Annotated in this window: 14 protein-coding genes and 1 pseudogene; 10 read left to right on the top strand and 5 right to left on the bottom strand. The window is 65.3% G+C overall.

Going from position 1 to position 15,823, the window contains the following annotated elements:
• The first annotated feature begins 4 nt into the window (after positions 1 to 4).
• From IT779_RS08670 to IT779_RS37580, 8 genes and pseudogenes are all read left to right on the top strand, one after another.
• On the top strand, positions 5 to 1,060 hold the full coding sequence (locus tag IT779_RS08670) for an MCE family protein (protein WP_196148700.1): 1,056 nt from the start codon (positions 5 to 7) through the stop codon (positions 1,058 to 1,060).
• Positions 1,057 to 2,160, top strand: coding sequence for an MCE family protein (locus IT779_RS08665; RefSeq protein ID WP_196148699.1), 1,104 nt, complete (start codon positions 1,057 to 1,059; stop codon positions 2,158 to 2,160). Before IT779_RS08670 ends, IT779_RS08665 begins: the two co-directional genes overlap by 4 nt.
• Positions 2,157 to 3,263: an MCE family protein gene (locus tag IT779_RS08660; RefSeq protein ID WP_196148698.1), complete on the top strand. Its 1,107-nt coding sequence runs from the start codon at positions 2,157 to 2,159 to the stop codon at positions 3,261 to 3,263. Before IT779_RS08665 ends, IT779_RS08660 begins: the two co-directional genes overlap by 4 nt.
• Positions 3,260 to 4,531 carry an MlaD family protein gene (locus IT779_RS08655; protein WP_196148697.1) on the top strand — a complete coding sequence of 424 codons (1,272 nt, stop codon included), beginning with the start codon at positions 3,260 to 3,262 and terminating at the stop codon, positions 4,529 to 4,531. The genes IT779_RS08660 and IT779_RS08655 overlap by 4 nt, the downstream gene beginning before the upstream one ends.
• 8 nt (positions 4,532 to 4,539) lie before the next feature.
• Positions 4,540 to 5,100 carry an Mce protein gene (locus IT779_RS08650; protein ID WP_232541572.1) on the top strand — a complete coding sequence of 187 codons (561 nt, stop codon included), beginning with the start codon at positions 4,540 to 4,542 and terminating at the stop codon, positions 5,098 to 5,100.
• An 832-nt stretch (positions 5,101 to 5,932) separates the two neighbouring features.
• On the top strand, positions 5,933 to 7,147 hold the full coding sequence (locus IT779_RS08645; RefSeq protein ID WP_196148696.1) for a cytochrome P450: 1,215 nt from the start codon (positions 5,933 to 5,935) through the stop codon (positions 7,145 to 7,147).
• A gap of 334 nt (positions 7,148 to 7,481) precedes the next feature.
• Entirely contained in the window at positions 7,482 to 7,940 is a 459-nt protein-coding gene (locus IT779_RS08640; RefSeq protein ID WP_332838724.1) for a sigma-70 factor domain-containing protein, read from the top strand.
• Positions 7,941 to 8,210: 270 nt separating this feature from the next.
• A pseudogene (locus IT779_RS37580) lies at positions 8,211 to 8,456 on the top strand (roadblock/LC7 domain-containing protein); the annotation flags it as partial.
• A gap of 107 nt (positions 8,457 to 8,563) precedes the next feature.
• Here the strand turns inward: IT779_RS37580 and IT779_RS37575 are convergent.
• Genes IT779_RS37575 through IT779_RS08610 form a run of 5 tightly spaced genes read right to left on the bottom strand, consistent with a single transcriptional unit; the run spans position 8,564 to position 13,721 of the window.
• A complete protein-coding gene (locus IT779_RS37575) occupies positions 8,564 to 9,340 on the bottom strand; it encodes an alpha/beta fold hydrolase (RefSeq protein WP_196148694.1) in 777 nt (258 codons plus the stop codon).
• Positions 9,337 to 9,795: a (2Fe-2S)-binding protein gene (locus IT779_RS08625; RefSeq protein ID WP_196148693.1), complete on the bottom strand. Its 459-nt coding sequence runs from the start codon at positions 9,793 to 9,795 to the stop codon at positions 9,337 to 9,339. Before IT779_RS08625 ends, IT779_RS37575 begins: the two co-directional genes overlap by 4 nt.
• Positions 9,792 to 12,173 (bottom strand): xanthine dehydrogenase family protein molybdopterin-binding subunit, encoded by a 2,382-nt coding sequence (locus IT779_RS08620; RefSeq protein ID WP_198428333.1) that lies wholly within the window; start codon positions 12,171 to 12,173, stop codon positions 9,792 to 9,794. Before IT779_RS08620 ends, IT779_RS08625 begins: the two co-directional genes overlap by 4 nt.
• Positions 12,166 to 13,011 carry an FAD binding domain-containing protein gene (locus tag IT779_RS08615; RefSeq protein WP_198428332.1) on the bottom strand — a complete coding sequence of 282 codons (846 nt, stop codon included), beginning with the start codon at positions 13,009 to 13,011 and terminating at the stop codon, positions 12,166 to 12,168. The genes IT779_RS08620 and IT779_RS08615 overlap by 8 nt, the downstream gene beginning before the upstream one ends.
• Positions 13,008 to 13,721 (bottom strand): CoxG family protein, encoded by a 714-nt coding sequence (locus tag IT779_RS08610; protein WP_196148691.1) that lies wholly within the window; start codon positions 13,719 to 13,721, stop codon positions 13,008 to 13,010. Before IT779_RS08610 ends, IT779_RS08615 begins: the two co-directional genes overlap by 4 nt.
• A gap of 410 nt (positions 13,722 to 14,131) precedes the next feature.
• Here IT779_RS08610 and IT779_RS08605 point away from each other — a divergent pair, with 410 nt between their 5' ends.
• Both IT779_RS08605 and IT779_RS08600 read left to right on the top strand, forming a co-directional pair.
• Positions 14,132 to 14,785 (top strand): TetR/AcrR family transcriptional regulator, encoded by a 654-nt coding sequence (locus IT779_RS08605; protein WP_196148690.1) that lies wholly within the window; start codon positions 14,132 to 14,134, stop codon positions 14,783 to 14,785.
• Between the two features lie 148 nt (positions 14,786 to 14,933).
• Positions 14,934 to 15,734, top strand: a complete 801-nt coding sequence (locus IT779_RS08600) for an IclR family transcriptional regulator (protein ID WP_196148689.1) — start codon at positions 14,934 to 14,936, stop codon at positions 15,732 to 15,734.
• The last annotated feature ends 89 nt before the right edge of the window (positions 15,735 to 15,823 follow it).

The following is a 15,823-nucleotide window of genomic DNA, read 5'->3' as shown; positions in this document are numbered from 1 at the left end:
TACGATGAAATCGCCGACACCGAACCGATTGCGGAAGAGTTTCACCGATGAACGGACCGGTGCGCTCGATCCACTCCGAGTGGGAATGGCCTCGGTCGTCGTTCTCGTGACCGTTCTGCTGATCACCGTGTTCGTCAATTCGCTGCATCTCGGGAAAGCCACCTATCGGGCCCAGTTCGCCCAAGCCGCGGGCATTTCCGCGGGGGACGCGGTCACCTATGTCGGCATCCCTGTCGGCATCGTCACCGACACCAGGCTCGCGGGCGACCGCGTGGTCGTGACGATGAAACTCGATCGCGACACCCCACTGGGCGCCGACACCCACGCCTCGATCAAACTCACCACACTGCTGGGATCACGCTACGTCGAACTCCGCTCCGACGGTGCAGGTCGATTGCACGACAACATTATTCCCTTGACACAGACCGATGTCCCCTACGACCTGCAAACCGCGCTGCAGGACGCGACCAAGACCTTCGCCGCCGTCGACGCCGAGCAGATCGCAACGTCGATGACCACCTTGTCCGAGCAACTGCGCGGACTACCACCCCTGGTCCCCGAAGTCCTGCGCGACGTTCAGGCACTGTCGTCGGTGATAGCCCAGCGCCGCGATCAGATCGGCACGCTGCTGACCAGCACCGAACAGGTCACCACCGTCATCCGCGACCAACAAGCCGACCTGGCCTCGTTGGTGAGCCGAGGACGCACGGTGCTCCAGGAGATCAACGCCCGCCAGGACGCCCTGCGCCGCCTACTGGCCGCGACCACCACACTCGTCCATCAACTCGAACCCGTCGTCGTCGACGACCGTGCGCAGATGCAGACCCTGCTCGACGACCTCGGCGCCATGACCTCCATGATCGCCGCCAACGACGCCTTGCTGCGCAATATCCTCCAGATTCTCCCGGTCCCTTGGCGCCTGTTCGCCAACGCCACCGGCACCGGCATGGAACTGTCGGCCAACGCGCCGGACGGCGCGTTCATCGACTCGTTCATGTGCGCGCTGAGCAAACGCGCCGTCGAGGTAGGCAAAGCTCCCTACCAGAAGGACTGCCAATGAAAACTGTTGTCCCCCTTCTGAAATTGGCTGCGGTAATCGTCCTGGGCGCCGGCCTCGCCGGATGCTCGAGCGGTCTCGACCTGATGTCGCACGACACCGTGATCACCGCGACCTTCGACAACGCCAACGGTGTCTACGCGGGTAACGCGGTCTCGGTATTGGGCATACGCGTCGGTGAGGTCACCGATATCCAACCGCGCGGCTCCGGTGTCGAACTGACACTCAGAGTCGACGGTGACATCAGGCTGCCCGCGGACGTGCGCGCGGTGACGATCTCGGACTCGGTGCTCACCGATCGACACGTGGAACTCACCCCCGCCTACCGGGAAGGGCCGCAACTGCCCAGAAACGCCGTCCTCGGCCCGGATCGCACGAACACACCCATCGAGTTCGACAGCCTCCTGGAGATGGTGCAGAAACTCACCACAGCCCTCGGCGGAGACGGCGCGGGCAACGGCCCGGTCGCCGACCTGCTCGATCTGGGCACGGCGACCACCACCGGCAACGGCGACCAGATGCGCGCCGCGCTCGGCGAACTGTCGCGAGCGATGCGACTCGGTGGCGACAACGGCGCCGCCACCCGCGACGCACTGACCCGGGTGATCACCAACCTCGACGCACTGACCGAACTCGCCGCCCGCAACGACCACACACTGCGCGAGTTCGGCTCCGGCATCCACCAACTCAGCGACCTGCTCGCCGACCAGAACCTCGGCTCGGGCACCACCGGCGCCACCCTCAACCGAATTCTGGTCACGGTCACCGAACTGATGCAAAAGAATCAGGACACCATCGCGAACCTCACCACCAACTCGAACACCATCTTCACCTCCGTCGCCGACTACAACAACAACGTCGCCGAATTCCTCGATGTCTTCCCACTGGTCGTCGACAACACCTACAACGCGATAGACCAGAACATCGGAGCACTGCGCGCGCACGTCGACATCAACCGATTCCTCCTGGACGGGCAGATGGTCAAGGAGATCTGCAACCTCCTCGACCTGACCAGCCTCGGCTGCAACACCGGAACCATGCGCGATATGGGCCCCGACTTCGGCATCACCGCGATCCTGCAAGCGCTGGCGGCGGCGAAATGAACAAGCCTGGCCGCGCCGCGCTCACCGCGATTCTGGCCGCGCTCGGCGTCGCGGCAGCCGGTTGCTCGGTGAGTCTGGACCGATTACCGCTGCCCGCCCCCGGACTCGGCTCCGGCTCCTACGCGTTGACCGCCACGTTCACCAACGCCCTGAACCTCCCGATGAAAGCCAAGGTCAAGCTGAACGGCGCGGATATCGGCCAGGTCGAATCCATGACCGCACGTGACTACACCGCGGTCGTCACCATGCGCATCCGCGAAGAGGTCACCCTCCCGGTCGGCACCACCGCCCAACTGCGCTCGGCCACCCCGATGGGGGACGTCTTCGTCGCGGTCGACCCGCCGAAAACCCCTGTCCCCGGCGGCGACACTCTCCACGACGGCGCCACCATTCCGGTCGGTGACACCTCGGCGGCGGCGACCATCGAGGAGGTGCTCAGCCGAGCCTCGTTGCTGGTCAGCGGCGGCGCCATCGAGAACCTCACCCACGTGGTCACCGCGCTCGGCGAATACGCCGACGGCCGCGGTGAACGCCTGGCGAACCTGATCCAGCAGACCCGACAACTGCTCGCGAACCTAGCCTCCCGCACCGGCCATATCAACGAAGTGCTCACCGTCGCAGCCGATCTCAGCGATACCGTAGCGGCCCAACAGTCCTCGATTTCCGCCGCGGTCGGGGCCGCCGGACCCGCCATGGAAGTCCTCGGCGACAACACCGACGGCCTCATCGATCTCGTCGGCCGCATCAACACCATCACCGAGCAACTGGCGAGATTCCCCTCCATCCAGGGCACCAACAACGGCAGCATGAGCGAGGACATCGACCTGCTGTCCAAGGGGCTCAACGATGCCGCCACCAACCCGGAGGCCGACCTCACCGCCCTCAACAGCATCCTCGCGACCGTCATCAAGGTCACCAGCGCATCCTCGGCCCATGTCGGCGTCGATGTGGTGAAACTGGCCGTCGGAGCGGTCCCCGACCCCGGATTCCCGGGCCAACCCGGCGCTCGACTGCCCGACACCACCGACTGGACCGCATTCGTCGGCTCCCTGCAATACATGCTCGGACGACTGAACGGACGACTGAACGGAACACCGCGATGAACCGGACAGTGTGGGAGCGACCGGCACGGGCACTGCTCGGCGGCGGGCAGCGGCTCGGCAGGCATCGAACGGCTGCCTCATTATTCGGGCTGGCACTGATCCTGGTGCTGGCCGCCGGCTACCTGACGGTCGGAACCCTCGACTACAACCCGCTGACGCGGCAGTACCGAGTCCGAGTCGAGCTCGACCAATCCGGTGGCCTGCTACCCGGTCAGGACGTCACCCTGCACGGTGTCAAGATCGGACGCGTCGCCTCGGTCGAGGTGACCGGGAAGAAGGTGATCGCGACAGCCGCGATCGACACGAGATTCAAGATCCCTGCCAACGGCGCCGTCCGCACCGCTGCGTTGTCCGCGGCAGGCGAACAATTCCTCGATTTCGATCCCGACAACGACCTCGGTCCGTACCTGAGCGACGGATCGGTGGTGACTGCTGAGCGCACTTCCAGCCCCGTGCCCCTCTCCAGCATGCTCGAATCGCTCAGCGCCACACTCGCACAGGTCGATCCGCGACAACTACGAGCAGTGATGGACGAACTGGGCGTCAGCGCCTCGGGACCGGACAAACTCGCGAGCATCATCGACGGCGGCCTGTTCCTGGTCTCCACCCTCGACACCGTGTTGCCCCAAACGGTCAGCCTGCTGCGCAACAGCAAAGTCGTGTTGAACACCCTCGGTGCGGCTGGGCCGGGACTACGCGACATCGGCGCCGACCTGTCCACCACACTGAGCGGAATCGCGCGCATGACCGGTGGGTACGAACAACTCCTTGCTCGCGCCCCCGAAACTTTGACCACCATCGACGCCATCATCGCCCAGAACTCACCCACCATGGTCCAACTGCTCGGCAACCTCGTCACCGTCGGACAGATGACCTACCTGCGGGTGCCCGCATTCCAGGAGTTCTTCTTCCCGACCCAGCGCGCGGGATCGGCACTCGATGCCATCGCCTCGGCCTTCCACGACGGCGGAGTCTGGGCTATGGCCAACATCTATCCCCGCTACCAATGCGACTACGACGTCCCACGCCGCCCCGGAACCCTCCCGAACTACCCCGAACCCTACCTCTACACCGACTGCGCGAACCCCGACCCCACGCTGCTACAGCGCGGAGCGCGCAACGCCCCCCGACCACCAGGCTGGAACGTCCCCATCCTGCCACCCGGCGCCGACCCACTCACCACAGCGGACCCGACCCCGACCGGACCCCTGACCATCCCCACACCCTTCGGCGGTGCCCATCCTCCGTTGCAGGTGCCGACCAAGTGAGCAAGCCGATGACGACGAACCTCTCGGACACTCCCCACGAACTCGCCGATACGCCTACCTATTTCGACGACACAGGCGAGTCCGAGCCATCGTCGCGCGGCCGGGTCGCCACCACGATTCTCGCGGTCGCGCTGGCCGCGACCACGATGACAGCGGCAATCCTAGGATGGCACGCGAAACAGCAATCGGACCTCGATCGAGCATCGGCGGAGGCACTCGCCGCGGCCCAGCAATACGCCGTCGCGCTCACCAGCATCGACGCGGGCCGGATCGACCAAGACCTCGCCACCATCCGAGCCGGGGCCACCGGCGAGTTCGAACAACTCTCCGCCCAGTCCGCAGCCCAGCTCAAACCCCTACTCGTACAAGCCCAATCAGTAAGCAAAGGACGTGTCACCAGCAGCGGCCTCCAATCGGCCTCGACCGACACCGTGGTCGCCATGCTGTTCGTCGACGCCGAGATCACCAACACGACCATCCCGCAGGCGAGGATCGACCGCAGCCGCATGCTCATCACCATGAAGCGCGTCGACGGACATTGGCTCGCAAGCAAAGTCGAGATCGTTTGACACGGTCGCGGCGCGGCATCGGCGTCGGCGACGCGGTCGGCCTGCGGCGAAACCTGTGACCTCAGCTCAGTACACATGAGTCCGGGGGACATAGGTGGGAGGAGGGGATCCATCTGGGTGGGTCTGTCGAGATGGATTCGAAGTAGGCAAGCCCGGACTGATAGCAGCGGAAAGGGGCCTCGTACCTCGATTCGTTTTCCTGAATGGCATCTGTACTCTGTGATCGAAACGTGCTGCCGCTCAATGGCGGTACAACTCGTCGCCATATCGGCATCGCCGGTCACCGGCCGATGATCAACCCGCCACCCCGACCGCAGGGTTTCAGCATCAAACTTTCGGGACGCGGCACTGGCCGGATGAGACCGATGGGTGCGTTCGGGCTGCGGTCGTGTCGGTTCCTGGGTGTTGTCCTCGGCTGGCTGGTTGATCCAGACGGTGTCGGGGAGAGTGAGGATCTTCGGCGCTGTGGTGGTGGCGAATCGGTGGGGTGGCGTGTGCGGACCCGGTGCGGGACCTCGGGTCGGCCGGTGGCTTTGTTCGCGGCGAGTCCGTAGTGGACGTCGGCGGGCCGTGCGCCCGTTGTGTCTGCCTGCCGCCCAGGTTTGCCTGGCCGGACTCGATCGGGTTGAGGCCTGACGGTCTCAGCGACTTCTGTCCCGCGGTCAAGGCGATGTCGGTTGGCAGAGCTGTGGCATCAGGCGCTTGACGGCTGCGGACGACCTGCCTATTGTCACGTATGCAGGACAATATGTCTGACAGGCGGGACGATTTGCGGCCCTTTGGGTTGGCACTCCGGTCACTTTCGTGGACTCTTGATGATGGAGGCTCTGACATGAATGCTCATTTAGATGTAACCGAGGCGCTGCGGCCTCTGAAGGGAGATCCCAAAGCAACCACTGCCGATGCTTACGCGGCCGCCCTGGGTAGTTGCCCCGTGAGTCGGGTGGCGATCGATGGATCCGAGGTCAACTGGTGGGGAGCGCTCGGGCACTCTGAACTCCAGGCGGCCCTTCGCGACTTCAAGTCGCTGAGCAGCACGGTGGCGACAGAGGCCGACGGTGCCACGCCGGCGATTTTCCCCTTGTTCGCTGACCCACCCCTGCATACCGGCTACCGGAAGTTGCTCAACCCGAACTTTCCTCCCGAGGTTGTCGGTCGCCTCGAGGTCGGCAACCGGGCAATCGCCGTCGAGATGATCACCGATTTGATCGGCAGGGGCAAAGCCGATTTTGCCAAGGAATACACCTATCCATTCCCCACCCGGGTACTTTGCCGCTTCCTCGGCGTTCCGGATGAGGACTGGCCTGTCCACCACGAGTTCGTGATGGCCACTGGCGAGCAGGTCGGCTTTGCGGTCAGCGGCCAGGACGATGAGCAGTCGTTCGTCGATGCCATGTTCAAGGTTCTGCCTTACGTCCAGAAGGTCATCGACGACCACCGCGCGAACCCTCGGGAGGATATCGTCAGCAGCTTCATCTCGGGACACGTCAAAGATCGCTCGCTCACGGATATGGAGATCAGCAAGCTCATAATCGCCATGATGCTGGCCGGCCATGGCACCACCACCGCGGCCCTGTCCAACACAGTGCTGCGGCTGGCGCTCGATCAGGACCTCCAGGATCGGCTGCGCGCCGAGCCACACCGCATCCCCGACGCCCTCGAAGAGAGTTTGCGCCTCGACACACCTCAGCAGGCGCTGAGTCGCAAGTGCATCAAGGACACTGTCATCGGCGGGCAGGCTATCGCGGCGGGTGAGTATGTGCTGACGAGTTACGGGTCCGCGAACGTTGACCCGAGGAAGTTTCCCGACCCGGGACGGTTTGATCTCGACCGAGAAGACAAGGGCCACCTGTCGTTCGGGTTCGGGCTGCATGCATGTCTCGGTCAGCACTTCGCTCGCATGAACATGCGACTTACGCTCGAGGAGTTGCTTGCTCGGACGTCTTCCTTCTCGGTTGCGGGTGACGTGATTCGCCGCAGCTTTCCAGTTCTCTCGGTCGACGAGATGCCGCTGGAGTTTCATCCGGCGATAAATAAAACGCTCTGAGTCTTCGCGCGTCCGCACCAGTCGACGTGCCGTCTTGCGGATTGCTCAGGATTGTCGCCGACACCGCAGTATCGCAGACCTTCCGGCGCCGGCACGGCGACTCTTGGTTGCACAGCCAGCGAATCGGCATCAGCAGCGATCCACACCTGTCGGGCATGACGCGACCCTGCGGCTTGGTCCACCCGGACCGAACCAACGGGGTCAGGTCATGTGGACCGATCCGTGGGGTCCGGTCGCGGTCGTATGTAACTTTCCCGCCAGTACATGGGTAATGCTTGGCCTCTTCGCGCCTGCCCGACGCGATGCCACAGGATCGTCGCGAAGGGACAGACAGGTGGCGGCGCAGAGTGTGATCGATGATCAGACGACGAACGATACCGTCGACGACGAATTGTACAGCGCGGATACCGAAGCCGGAAACGCCGCGTACAGAGACGATGAGGCGAAGCTGACACGGCACCCGGATCAGTTGGCTGCATCAGTCGACTCAGTCCGCGACTACCTCGAACAAATCGGCAAGGTCGCCCTGCTCACTGCCGATGAGGAGGTCGACCTCTCGATCCGGATCGAGGTCGGGCTCTACGCCGCCCACAAAATTGAGCAGGCAGCTGGACGCGGCCGATCCATGGACACTCCAACCCGTAGAGACCTACCTTTGATCGCACGTGCGGGCACGCGTGCGAAGAATGCCTTCATCCGTGCGAACCTGCGGCTGGTCGTTGCCATCGCCAAGCACTACACCGGGCGAGGCCTGACCATTCCTGATGACGAGGCCTCGGAATACAATCCATGATGGTTGTCCAGATTCAATATTGATCCCACGGGGTGATGGTTGTGGGCGCAGGCTGCGGCGTACTCGGCCGGAGTCGGGTAGCCCAGATCCAACGCTCGCAACATCTTCGGCGCGTCGACATCGATCCGCGCCATCGACGAGACACCGGCGCGCTCACGCGGATGATGCCCGCGCCCTTGCAACCCTTTTCACGCCAGAGGCGATGCACTCGTTTCGGATTCACCTGATGGCTTTTGTCGAACCGCAGCGCCGAGCGCGCACGCCGATCCGGTGGCACGGGACTTCCTGCGTACGAACGCAACCAGCCACCGGGAGCCCCACCGATTGACTACGCGGATACGACGACCGAGACCGAGCAACCCGGATTGGCTGCCATCGGACCTGGCCGATCGCCTCGCAGGCTCCGAACACGCTGTCGTGCTCGCCGCCGACGGCTTGGTCATGGCGCGGTCGAAGGGGACGACCAGAGAAGACGCCGAGCATCTGGCGGCGTCGGCGTCGGCATTGCATAGCCTGGCGCGTAGTTTCGGCACGTCGGTCGCCCCGACAAGTGCTTGGGACTTGCTCGGCGGACTCGGCGCGCCGCCCGCCGCCGGCGTGAGGACGTGTTCTGTGCCCGGCGGTCAACCCTCGAGGTGCTCATGCACCAGCTTGCGCGCGGCCGCGTTTTCCACGAGGCTCAAATGCCTTGTATGCGGCAGGATTTCAAGTCGGGAATCGACTATCCCCGAGTGCAGGGCTCGAGCCATGCTCGGCGGAGTGGCGTAATCCTCGTCACCGACCAGGATGAGGGTGCGAGCGCGAATCTCGTTGAGCCTGCGGCTGTCGTCGTAGTCGCCCAGTGCACGGCAGGCCGCGGCATGCGCGGCGGAATCGGTGCGTAGGAAGATCTCACAGATTCGCGCGACCTCCTCCGGGTCGCCGTTGCGGAAGTCGGTGGAGAACCACCGTTCCAGCTGAAAGCTCAGTTGGCGGTCCCGCGGGACACTCACGGCTTTCTCGGCGCGTTCGCCCCAGGCGTCGGCCTTGTGGGGCCCGTAGTCTGCGGTTGTGTCGGCCAGGACGAGGTTGTGCACGAGATCCGGTCGACGGATGGCGAATGCTACCGCTGTGCAGCCGCCCATCGACAGGCCAACGACGTCGGCCGGGCCTGCGTCGAGGTTTTCGATCAGTGCCTCGATGTCCGCGGCCAGGTCGATGACCGAGAACTGTTCACCGTCCCACGTCGAGCGGCCGTGTCCGCGGGCGTCGGGTGCCAGGACCCGGCGGTACGGCGAGAAGTCATCGATCAGTCGTCGCCACAGTGCGCTCGCGGCGGCGAGGGGGTGCAGTAGCACCACCGGCCTGCCCGCCCCTTCGTCGAGAAAGTTCAGTGTCCCCCATGGGCGTTGGATGGTCATGTGTTGCTCCTGGTCGCGGCCAGCCGAACGGCCTCGAGTATTTCGGGATAGGTGGCGCATCGGCAGATGTTGCCTTCCAGATGCGCGGTGATCTCGTCGTCGCTGGGTGCGGGGTTCTCCGACAGCAGTTCCTTGGTCATCATCACGAAACCCGGTATGCAGTAACCGCATTGCATCGCGTTGCTGTCGACGAATGACGACACGACGGGGTCGTTTTCATCGAGCCCGTCCGCGGTGGTGATGTCGGTGTCGTCGTATCGGGTGGCCACGGCCAGGCACGCGGAGACGCTGCGTCCGCCGCAGAGCACCGTGCATGCTCCGCAAACTCCGACACCGCAGCCTTCGCGTGCGGAGGTGACGCCGACGTCGTCGCGCAGCGCGTCCAGTAGCAGGGTGTCCTCGGCGACGCCGACCCGGTGTGTGGTGCCGTTGACGCGAAGGGTGATGTGGTTCATCCCTTGGCCTTTCGCTGATCGAGGTGGGCGAGCACTCGTTCGCCGGTCAGCGGAAGGGTGGTGATGCGGATGCCGCAGGCGTCGCGCACGGCGTTGGCGTAGGCCGGGGCGATGGGCAGGATCGTGGTTTCGCCGACGCCTTTGGCGCCGAACGGGCCGTCTCTGTGCGGGTCCTCGATGATGATCGGTGTCAGCTTGGTGGGCATGTCCTTGATCGAGGGCAGTTGGTAGTCCAGCAATGTCGCGTTGACGAATTGCCCTTGGTCGAAGACCAGTTCGTCGAACAAGGTGTGTCCGAGACCCATCAGCGCGGCGCCGGTCAGCTGTTGTTCCACCAAGGTGGGGTTGATGGCCCGTCCGACGTCGCCTGCGATCGCGAGGTGGTCGGTGCGGATTCGTCCGGTGTAGGTGTCCACCGCGATGCGCACGGCGGCGGCGCCGGCGAACCAGTGTTCGGTCACCTTCTCCGAGAGTCCGGTGTCGTGGTCGTAGGGCACCCAGGTGCTGGTGAAGTTCTCCGCCGTGGTGACCGTCGCGCCCCGGGCCCCGTACTTCGCTCGCACGAGATCGGAAAGCGCGATGGTGTTCCCGGTGCGGTCGTGATGCACGCCTCGGGCGTCGAGGACCAGCTCGGTGACCGGTACATCGAGCTGGTCGGCGGCGAACCCGCAGAGTGTGGCGCGCATCGACTCCGCGACCAGTCGCACCGCGTTGCCGGTGTGATAGGTCGAGCGGCTTCCCGCGGTGATGGTGTCGTAGGGCGTGGCGTCGGTGTCGGCGCGCACGACGTGGACACGGTGACTGTCGATGCGCAGCACTTCCCCGACGATCTGGGACATGATCGTGTCGCTGCCCTGGCCCATGTCCACGGTGCTGATGAGCAGCGTGGCCGACCCGTCCTGGTTGAAGTTCAGGGTCGCGTTGGCGATCGTGGGTGTCAGCACGGCTTTCATCCCGACCGCGACACCCTTGCCGTGGACCCAGCGGCCGTCACCGTCCGGGCAGGGCTGGTCCCAGTCGATCGCGGCGGTGACCGCGTCCAGACAGGACAGGAAGTCCGCGCTGTGCATCGGCGTGCCGACCGCGGCGATATCGCCCTCTCGCAACAGGTGCTCGCGACGGTAGCGGTACGGGTCGCGTCCCAGAGATCGAGCGAGTTCGTCGACGGCGCTCTCGTGGAACCAGGTGACCTGCGGTACCCCGAATCCTCGGAAGGGTCCGGCCGAGACCTTGTTGGTGTAGATGCACCGTGACCGGACATCGACCGCGCCGACCCGGTACGGTCCTGCGGCGACGAGCCCGGACTTGGCCGCGATGCGGGGGCCGACGTCGGCGAACGCTCCGGTGTCGTAGCGGACATCGGCGCTGACCGCGACGATGTTGCCCTGGGCGTCGGCCGACATCGAGCCGATGACCTCGGCCCCGTGACGGGTGGTGAGCAGGAACGCTTCTTCACGGGTGGCGTTCAGGCGCACTCGGCGGCCGCTCACCCAGGCCAGTGCCGCGGCCAGTGGTTCGAGCCGGTCATACATTTTGCAGCCGAAGCTGCCGCCCAGTGGCCGCGTCATGATCCGCACGCGCGACAGTTCGATGCCGAGCAGGTCCGAGACCGTCTGCCGGACGTAGGAGGGGGTCTGGGTGGTGGACAACATCTCGAGTCGCCCGCTGTCGACCCAGGCGGTCGTCGACGGGAGTTCGATCGGGACGTGATGGGTCGGCGGCGCCCAAGTCCGCACGCGCGCAGTCGCCGCGGCGCGGTTGTGTTCGCCCTCGGCGTCGCCGCTGCGCTGCAGGTACTCGTAGGCGACATTGGTTCCCTGAACTCCGCGCAAGTGCGCCAGGTCGGCGAAGACCGAACTCGGTCGCAGTTCGTCGTGGACGAAGGCGGTGTTGTTCAGCGCCGCCTCGATGTCGAAGACCGGCTCGAGGTCGTCGTACTCGACCACGATCTCGACGGCCGCGGCCTGCGCCGTGGCCGGGTCCCGGGCCAGGACCGCGGCCACGGCTTCGCCGACGAAACGTGTCTTGTCCACGGCCAGACAGGGCTGATCGGCGAACGCGGGCCCGGTGTAGAGGCGATCGCCGAAGATGTCGTGCAGATCGCGTCCGGTATAGACGGCGAAGACACCGTCGAGGTCGCGTGCCGCCGCTGTGTCGACCGAGACGATTCGGGCGTGGGGCACGGTGCTGCGATGCACGGCCACGAACGCGGTGCCCGCGGCGACGGCTTCGTCCCCGGTATAGCGAATCGTTCCGCGCACGCGCCCCAACGCGTCGAACCGTTTGCGTCGATCTCCGACACCGGTCGGGTGCACCGCGGTCGAGTCGGACGTCCTCGATAGTGCGGTGTCGGTCGGCGCCGGTATCAGGTCAGTCACGATCGAGCTCCTCGAGGCATCGACGGATGGATTCCTCCACGGCCACACGTCCCATGCGAGCCTTGTAGTTCGCGCTTCCACGGACATCGGGCAGGGGCTCCATGACCGAGTCCGCGATCTCGATCGCGACATCGACGGCCTGCCGAGCATTCATGTCCGATGTGAGGTCGAAGGCTACGTAGACGGTGGTGGGGGCGACGGCGCCCAGTCCGATCCTGACGTCGACGAAATCGTCTTCGGGGACCATGAGTACTGCGGCCGAGGCGCAGGGCCAGTCGTTCTGGCTCAGGCTGCGCATCTTGGTGAAGGCGCCGACCGTGCCGACGGCAGGACGAGGAACCAGGATGGCGGTGACCAACTCGTCGTGCTGCACCGCCGTCTGCTGGAAGTCGGTGAAGAACTCCCGGATCGACACCTCACGCACGCCGTGTGTCGAGGCGATCTCCACGACGGCGTCCAAGGCCATCAGCGCGGCCGGCGGATCGAGGCGGTAGTCACCGTGCGCGATATTGCCGCCGGCGCTGGCGGTGTTGCGTACCCTCGGGTTGGCCACGTGGCCGTAGGTCTCGGCGGCCAGCGGCAGGGCGCGGCGCACGTGCGGATCGCGTTCCACTTCCCGCAACCGCACCATGGCCCCGATCCGCACCCGCTCGCCGACGTGGGTGAGTTCGCTCAACCCCGGCACGTGCAGCAGGTCGACGTAGTCGGGTGCGCTGATCAGGCCCTGCTTGAGCAGGATCTGGATCGCGGTGCCACCGCCGTAGACGATCGCCTCATCGAGTTGCGCGACCAGGGCGGTGGCTTCCTCGAGGGATCGAGGATGATGGACGCGGGTCACGGCCGCACGCTCCTGCGGCCGCCGAAGATCACACCGTAGGCGAACGCCGCGGCCACGGCGAGCACCAGGACGAGCCATTGGTCCCTGGAACGTGTCTCGACGACGCGCGGCGCCGTGGCGCCCGCCGTCGTAAGCGCCGACAACGTTTCGCCCTGCTGCGCCGCATCGGGCGTCGAGTGTCCTGTCAACGCCCGAACCATCGCCGGTTTCCGGGATTCGGGCACGGGAACCGGCTGCCCGGTGGATACGGCGGTCAGTGCCTCGGCGAACTGCTTTTCCACCTCCGTGGCGCGTCGCCGAATGACGGCTTCACCGAGTCGGCCCAGCTTGCCGAGAATGGCGAGTTCGAATTCGTAGGCCACCTCGCAACGGTCGGCTTCGGCGCCCGAGGACAGCGGAGTGATCGTCAAGGTCGCGGTGACCTTCATCGTGCTGCCCAGCCGACGGTCCTCACCGCGCACCACCGCTCTCACCACAGCAGGCTCGGAGGTGTCCGCCGAGGCCGTGGTTGAGGTGATCTCGGCGTTGAAGCGCGCCCGGAACTTCACATGCGCCACTTCGTTCACCAGAACACCCTGATAGTGGGTTTCGTCGCTCTGGGTCAGCTCCTCACAGCCGGGGACGCACGCCTGCATCGTCGCCGGATCCAGGAAGAGAGTGAGGACTTTATCGGCTGCGGCGGGGACTGTGAACGATGATGCGATCTTCATATACTGTCCACTCTATAGGATGAAACGTATCGTATAGAGGACGATACGGAGGCGGTTCGCGGGCGTCAAGGTGATCGCGGCAGCACCGTTACGGAAAAACGGGGCAATGCGACAGACCGAGGAGCCGCACGATCTTCACCTCGTCGATCCGCGCTGCCGCGGAGGAGTCCTGTGGCGTCGTCCGGAATGTCGGCGGCGCACCGACGAGGTGCTACCGGGCGGAACAAGACGATGTCGTACCGTCGAGAGGGTCGCTCTCGGCGTCGGTGCACCGATCGTCCACCGACGTGGTGGCGAACGTCCGCGCATCGGGTACGACCACCCGATAGCCCGATAGCCCGATAGCCCGATAGCCCGATAGCCCGATAGCCCGATAGCCCGATAGTTCGATACGAGAGAGAGGTCCGGCAGTGGAGGATCGCAATCACGACGCGTCGAGCCCTGTTCGCGGGCCACGTCGCGGACGTCCGCGCGCCGACGAGGCCGGCCAGAAGGAGACCCGCATTCTGGATGCCGCGACGGCGATCTTCTACGAGCAGGGTTACGGCCGAACGACCTTCGATCTGGTGGCCGAGTCCGCACGCACAAGCAAGACCACCCTGTACTCTCGCTTCCCGACCAAGAGGGACCTCTTCTCCGCGGTGGTGCGACGCAGCGTTGTCGCCTTGACGGCACAGATCGCTGCGATCTCCTCCGACGGCAGTGTTCTCGATCGAGTGGTCGCCACAGGAATCGCGGTGGCAGACGCGACCCTCACCCCCGACAGCATCGCCCTGATGCGGCTGACCGCGGCCAACGCGGATGAATTCCCCGATGTGGCGCAGGATGGCTTTCGTATCGGCTTCGGCGAATGCGTTCGCTGCGTCGCCGAAGCGCTCGCGGGCGGCCCGCAACAGGTGACCGCCCAGGTCACTGCCACCGCGGAACGTTTCGTCGAGATGGCGCTGCACCCCCTCTATATGCACGCCTTCTTCGGCGCCGATCTCGGTCGCTTGCGCGAGCGGGCGCGGGTCGATGTTCCCGGCGTCGTCCGGATAATCCTGGAAGGAGCCGACGCGCACTGAACTCGCCTGCGAACATCTCGTCGCACGGAGAGGACAGAGTTGCGATTACGTCCTGTCAGCGAGACAATTGCAGCCGCAGGTTGGACAGCGGTGCAACCTTGTGGCTTGAAGGCCCTCCTGCCGGGCCGAAACGAAAGGGTCGTAGTCCTTGACGAACGAAGTTCCCGCCGTCAGCGCGGCGATCCGTATCCTCGAGGCGCTCGCCGCCGCCTCCCCGCGCGCGGTGTCACCGGGTGCGCTGGCCGGCGAGCTGGGTCTGAACCGGTCGACCTGTTACAACATCCTGGCTACCCTCCAGCGCTCGGGATGGGTGAACAACCTGGGGCCACGCAGCGGCTGCACCCTGGGCCCATCGCTGCTCTCGCTGGCAACCTCGATCGGTAGCGTCGAAACGACTGTCGCCGTCGCACAGGAGGAGATCGACAGCTTGAGCCGTCAACTCGGCTACGTCGTGTTCGCCGCACGTCAGGAAAGCTCCGGCGAGTATTCCGTGGTGGCCGTGTCCGATCCGGGACGCGGCATTCGCGTCACCGTCGATGTCGGTGACCGCTTTCCCTTCTCGGCGCCTGCGCTGATGCAGGCGTTCTACGCTCACCGACCGTTCGCGGATTTCCTTGCGATGACCCGAACCCGAACGATCGAGCAGTTCACCGAGCAGACGGTCACCGACGTCGCCGAGCTCGACAAGGTGTTCGCGGTGGTCCGTGATCAGGGCTACAGCACCAGCGTCCAGCAGTTCGACCTGTCCCAGGGCGCCGTGGCGAGTCCGGTCTTCGATCGCACCGGCCGACCCTCGCTCGCGCTCGGCACCCTGGCCTTTGCCAGCGACCTCGATGCAACCAAGGTGCACGAAGTGGGCCCGTTGCTTCGAGCGACAGCGAACACCGTCACCGCCAGGAGCGGCGGTCTGGTCTCCGCGTCCACCGACGCGGTGCACCAAGCCTCGTGAGCCCAGACAACCGGGTCCCGCGGTCGACAGACCACACGCGCGAGTAGCCCGTCACACCGATCGACAGAACGCAGCAGGGGAGACTCGTC

Source organism: Nocardia bovistercoris (assembly GCF_015674855.1).
Taxonomy (GTDB): domain Bacteria; phylum Actinomycetota; class Actinomycetes; order Mycobacteriales; family Mycobacteriaceae; genus Nocardia; species Nocardia bovistercoris.
Note: the sequence above shows the minus strand (reverse complement) of the source record. Positions and strands in the feature narration are given on the sequence as shown.

What these genes read in the sequence shown, in the direction of transcription:
- IT779_RS08650 (WP_232541572.1), top strand. Translation starts at nt 4,540, where the DNA reads ATGACGACGAACCTCTCGGACACTCCCCACGAACTCGCCGATACGCCT.
- IT779_RS08660 (WP_196148698.1), top strand. Translation starts at nt 2,157, where the DNA reads ATGAACAAGCCTGGCCGCGCCGCGCTCACCGCGATTCTGGCCGCGCTC.
- IT779_RS08645 (WP_196148696.1), top strand. Translation starts at nt 5,933, where the DNA reads ATGAATGCTCATTTAGATGTAACCGAGGCGCTGCGGCCTCTGAAGGGA.
- IT779_RS08655 (WP_196148697.1), top strand. Translation starts at nt 3,260, where the DNA reads ATGAACCGGACAGTGTGGGAGCGACCGGCACGGGCACTGCTCGGCGGC.
- IT779_RS08610 (WP_196148691.1), bottom strand. Translation starts at nt 13,721, where the DNA reads ATGAAGATCGCATCATCGTTCACAGTCCCCGCCGCAGCCGATAAAGTC.
- IT779_RS08670 (WP_196148700.1), top strand. Translation starts at nt 5, where the DNA reads ATGAAATCGCCGACACCGAACCGATTGCGGAAGAGTTTCACCGATGAA.
- IT779_RS37575 (WP_196148694.1), bottom strand. Translation starts at nt 9,340, where the DNA reads ATGACCATCCAACGCCCATGGGGGACACTGAACTTTCTCGACGAAGGG.
- IT779_RS08665 (WP_196148699.1), top strand. Translation starts at nt 1,057, where the DNA reads ATGAAAACTGTTGTCCCCCTTCTGAAATTGGCTGCGGTAATCGTCCTG.
- IT779_RS08625 (WP_196148693.1), bottom strand. Translation starts at nt 9,795, where the DNA reads ATGAACCACATCACCCTTCGCGTCAACGGCACCACACACCGGGTCGGC.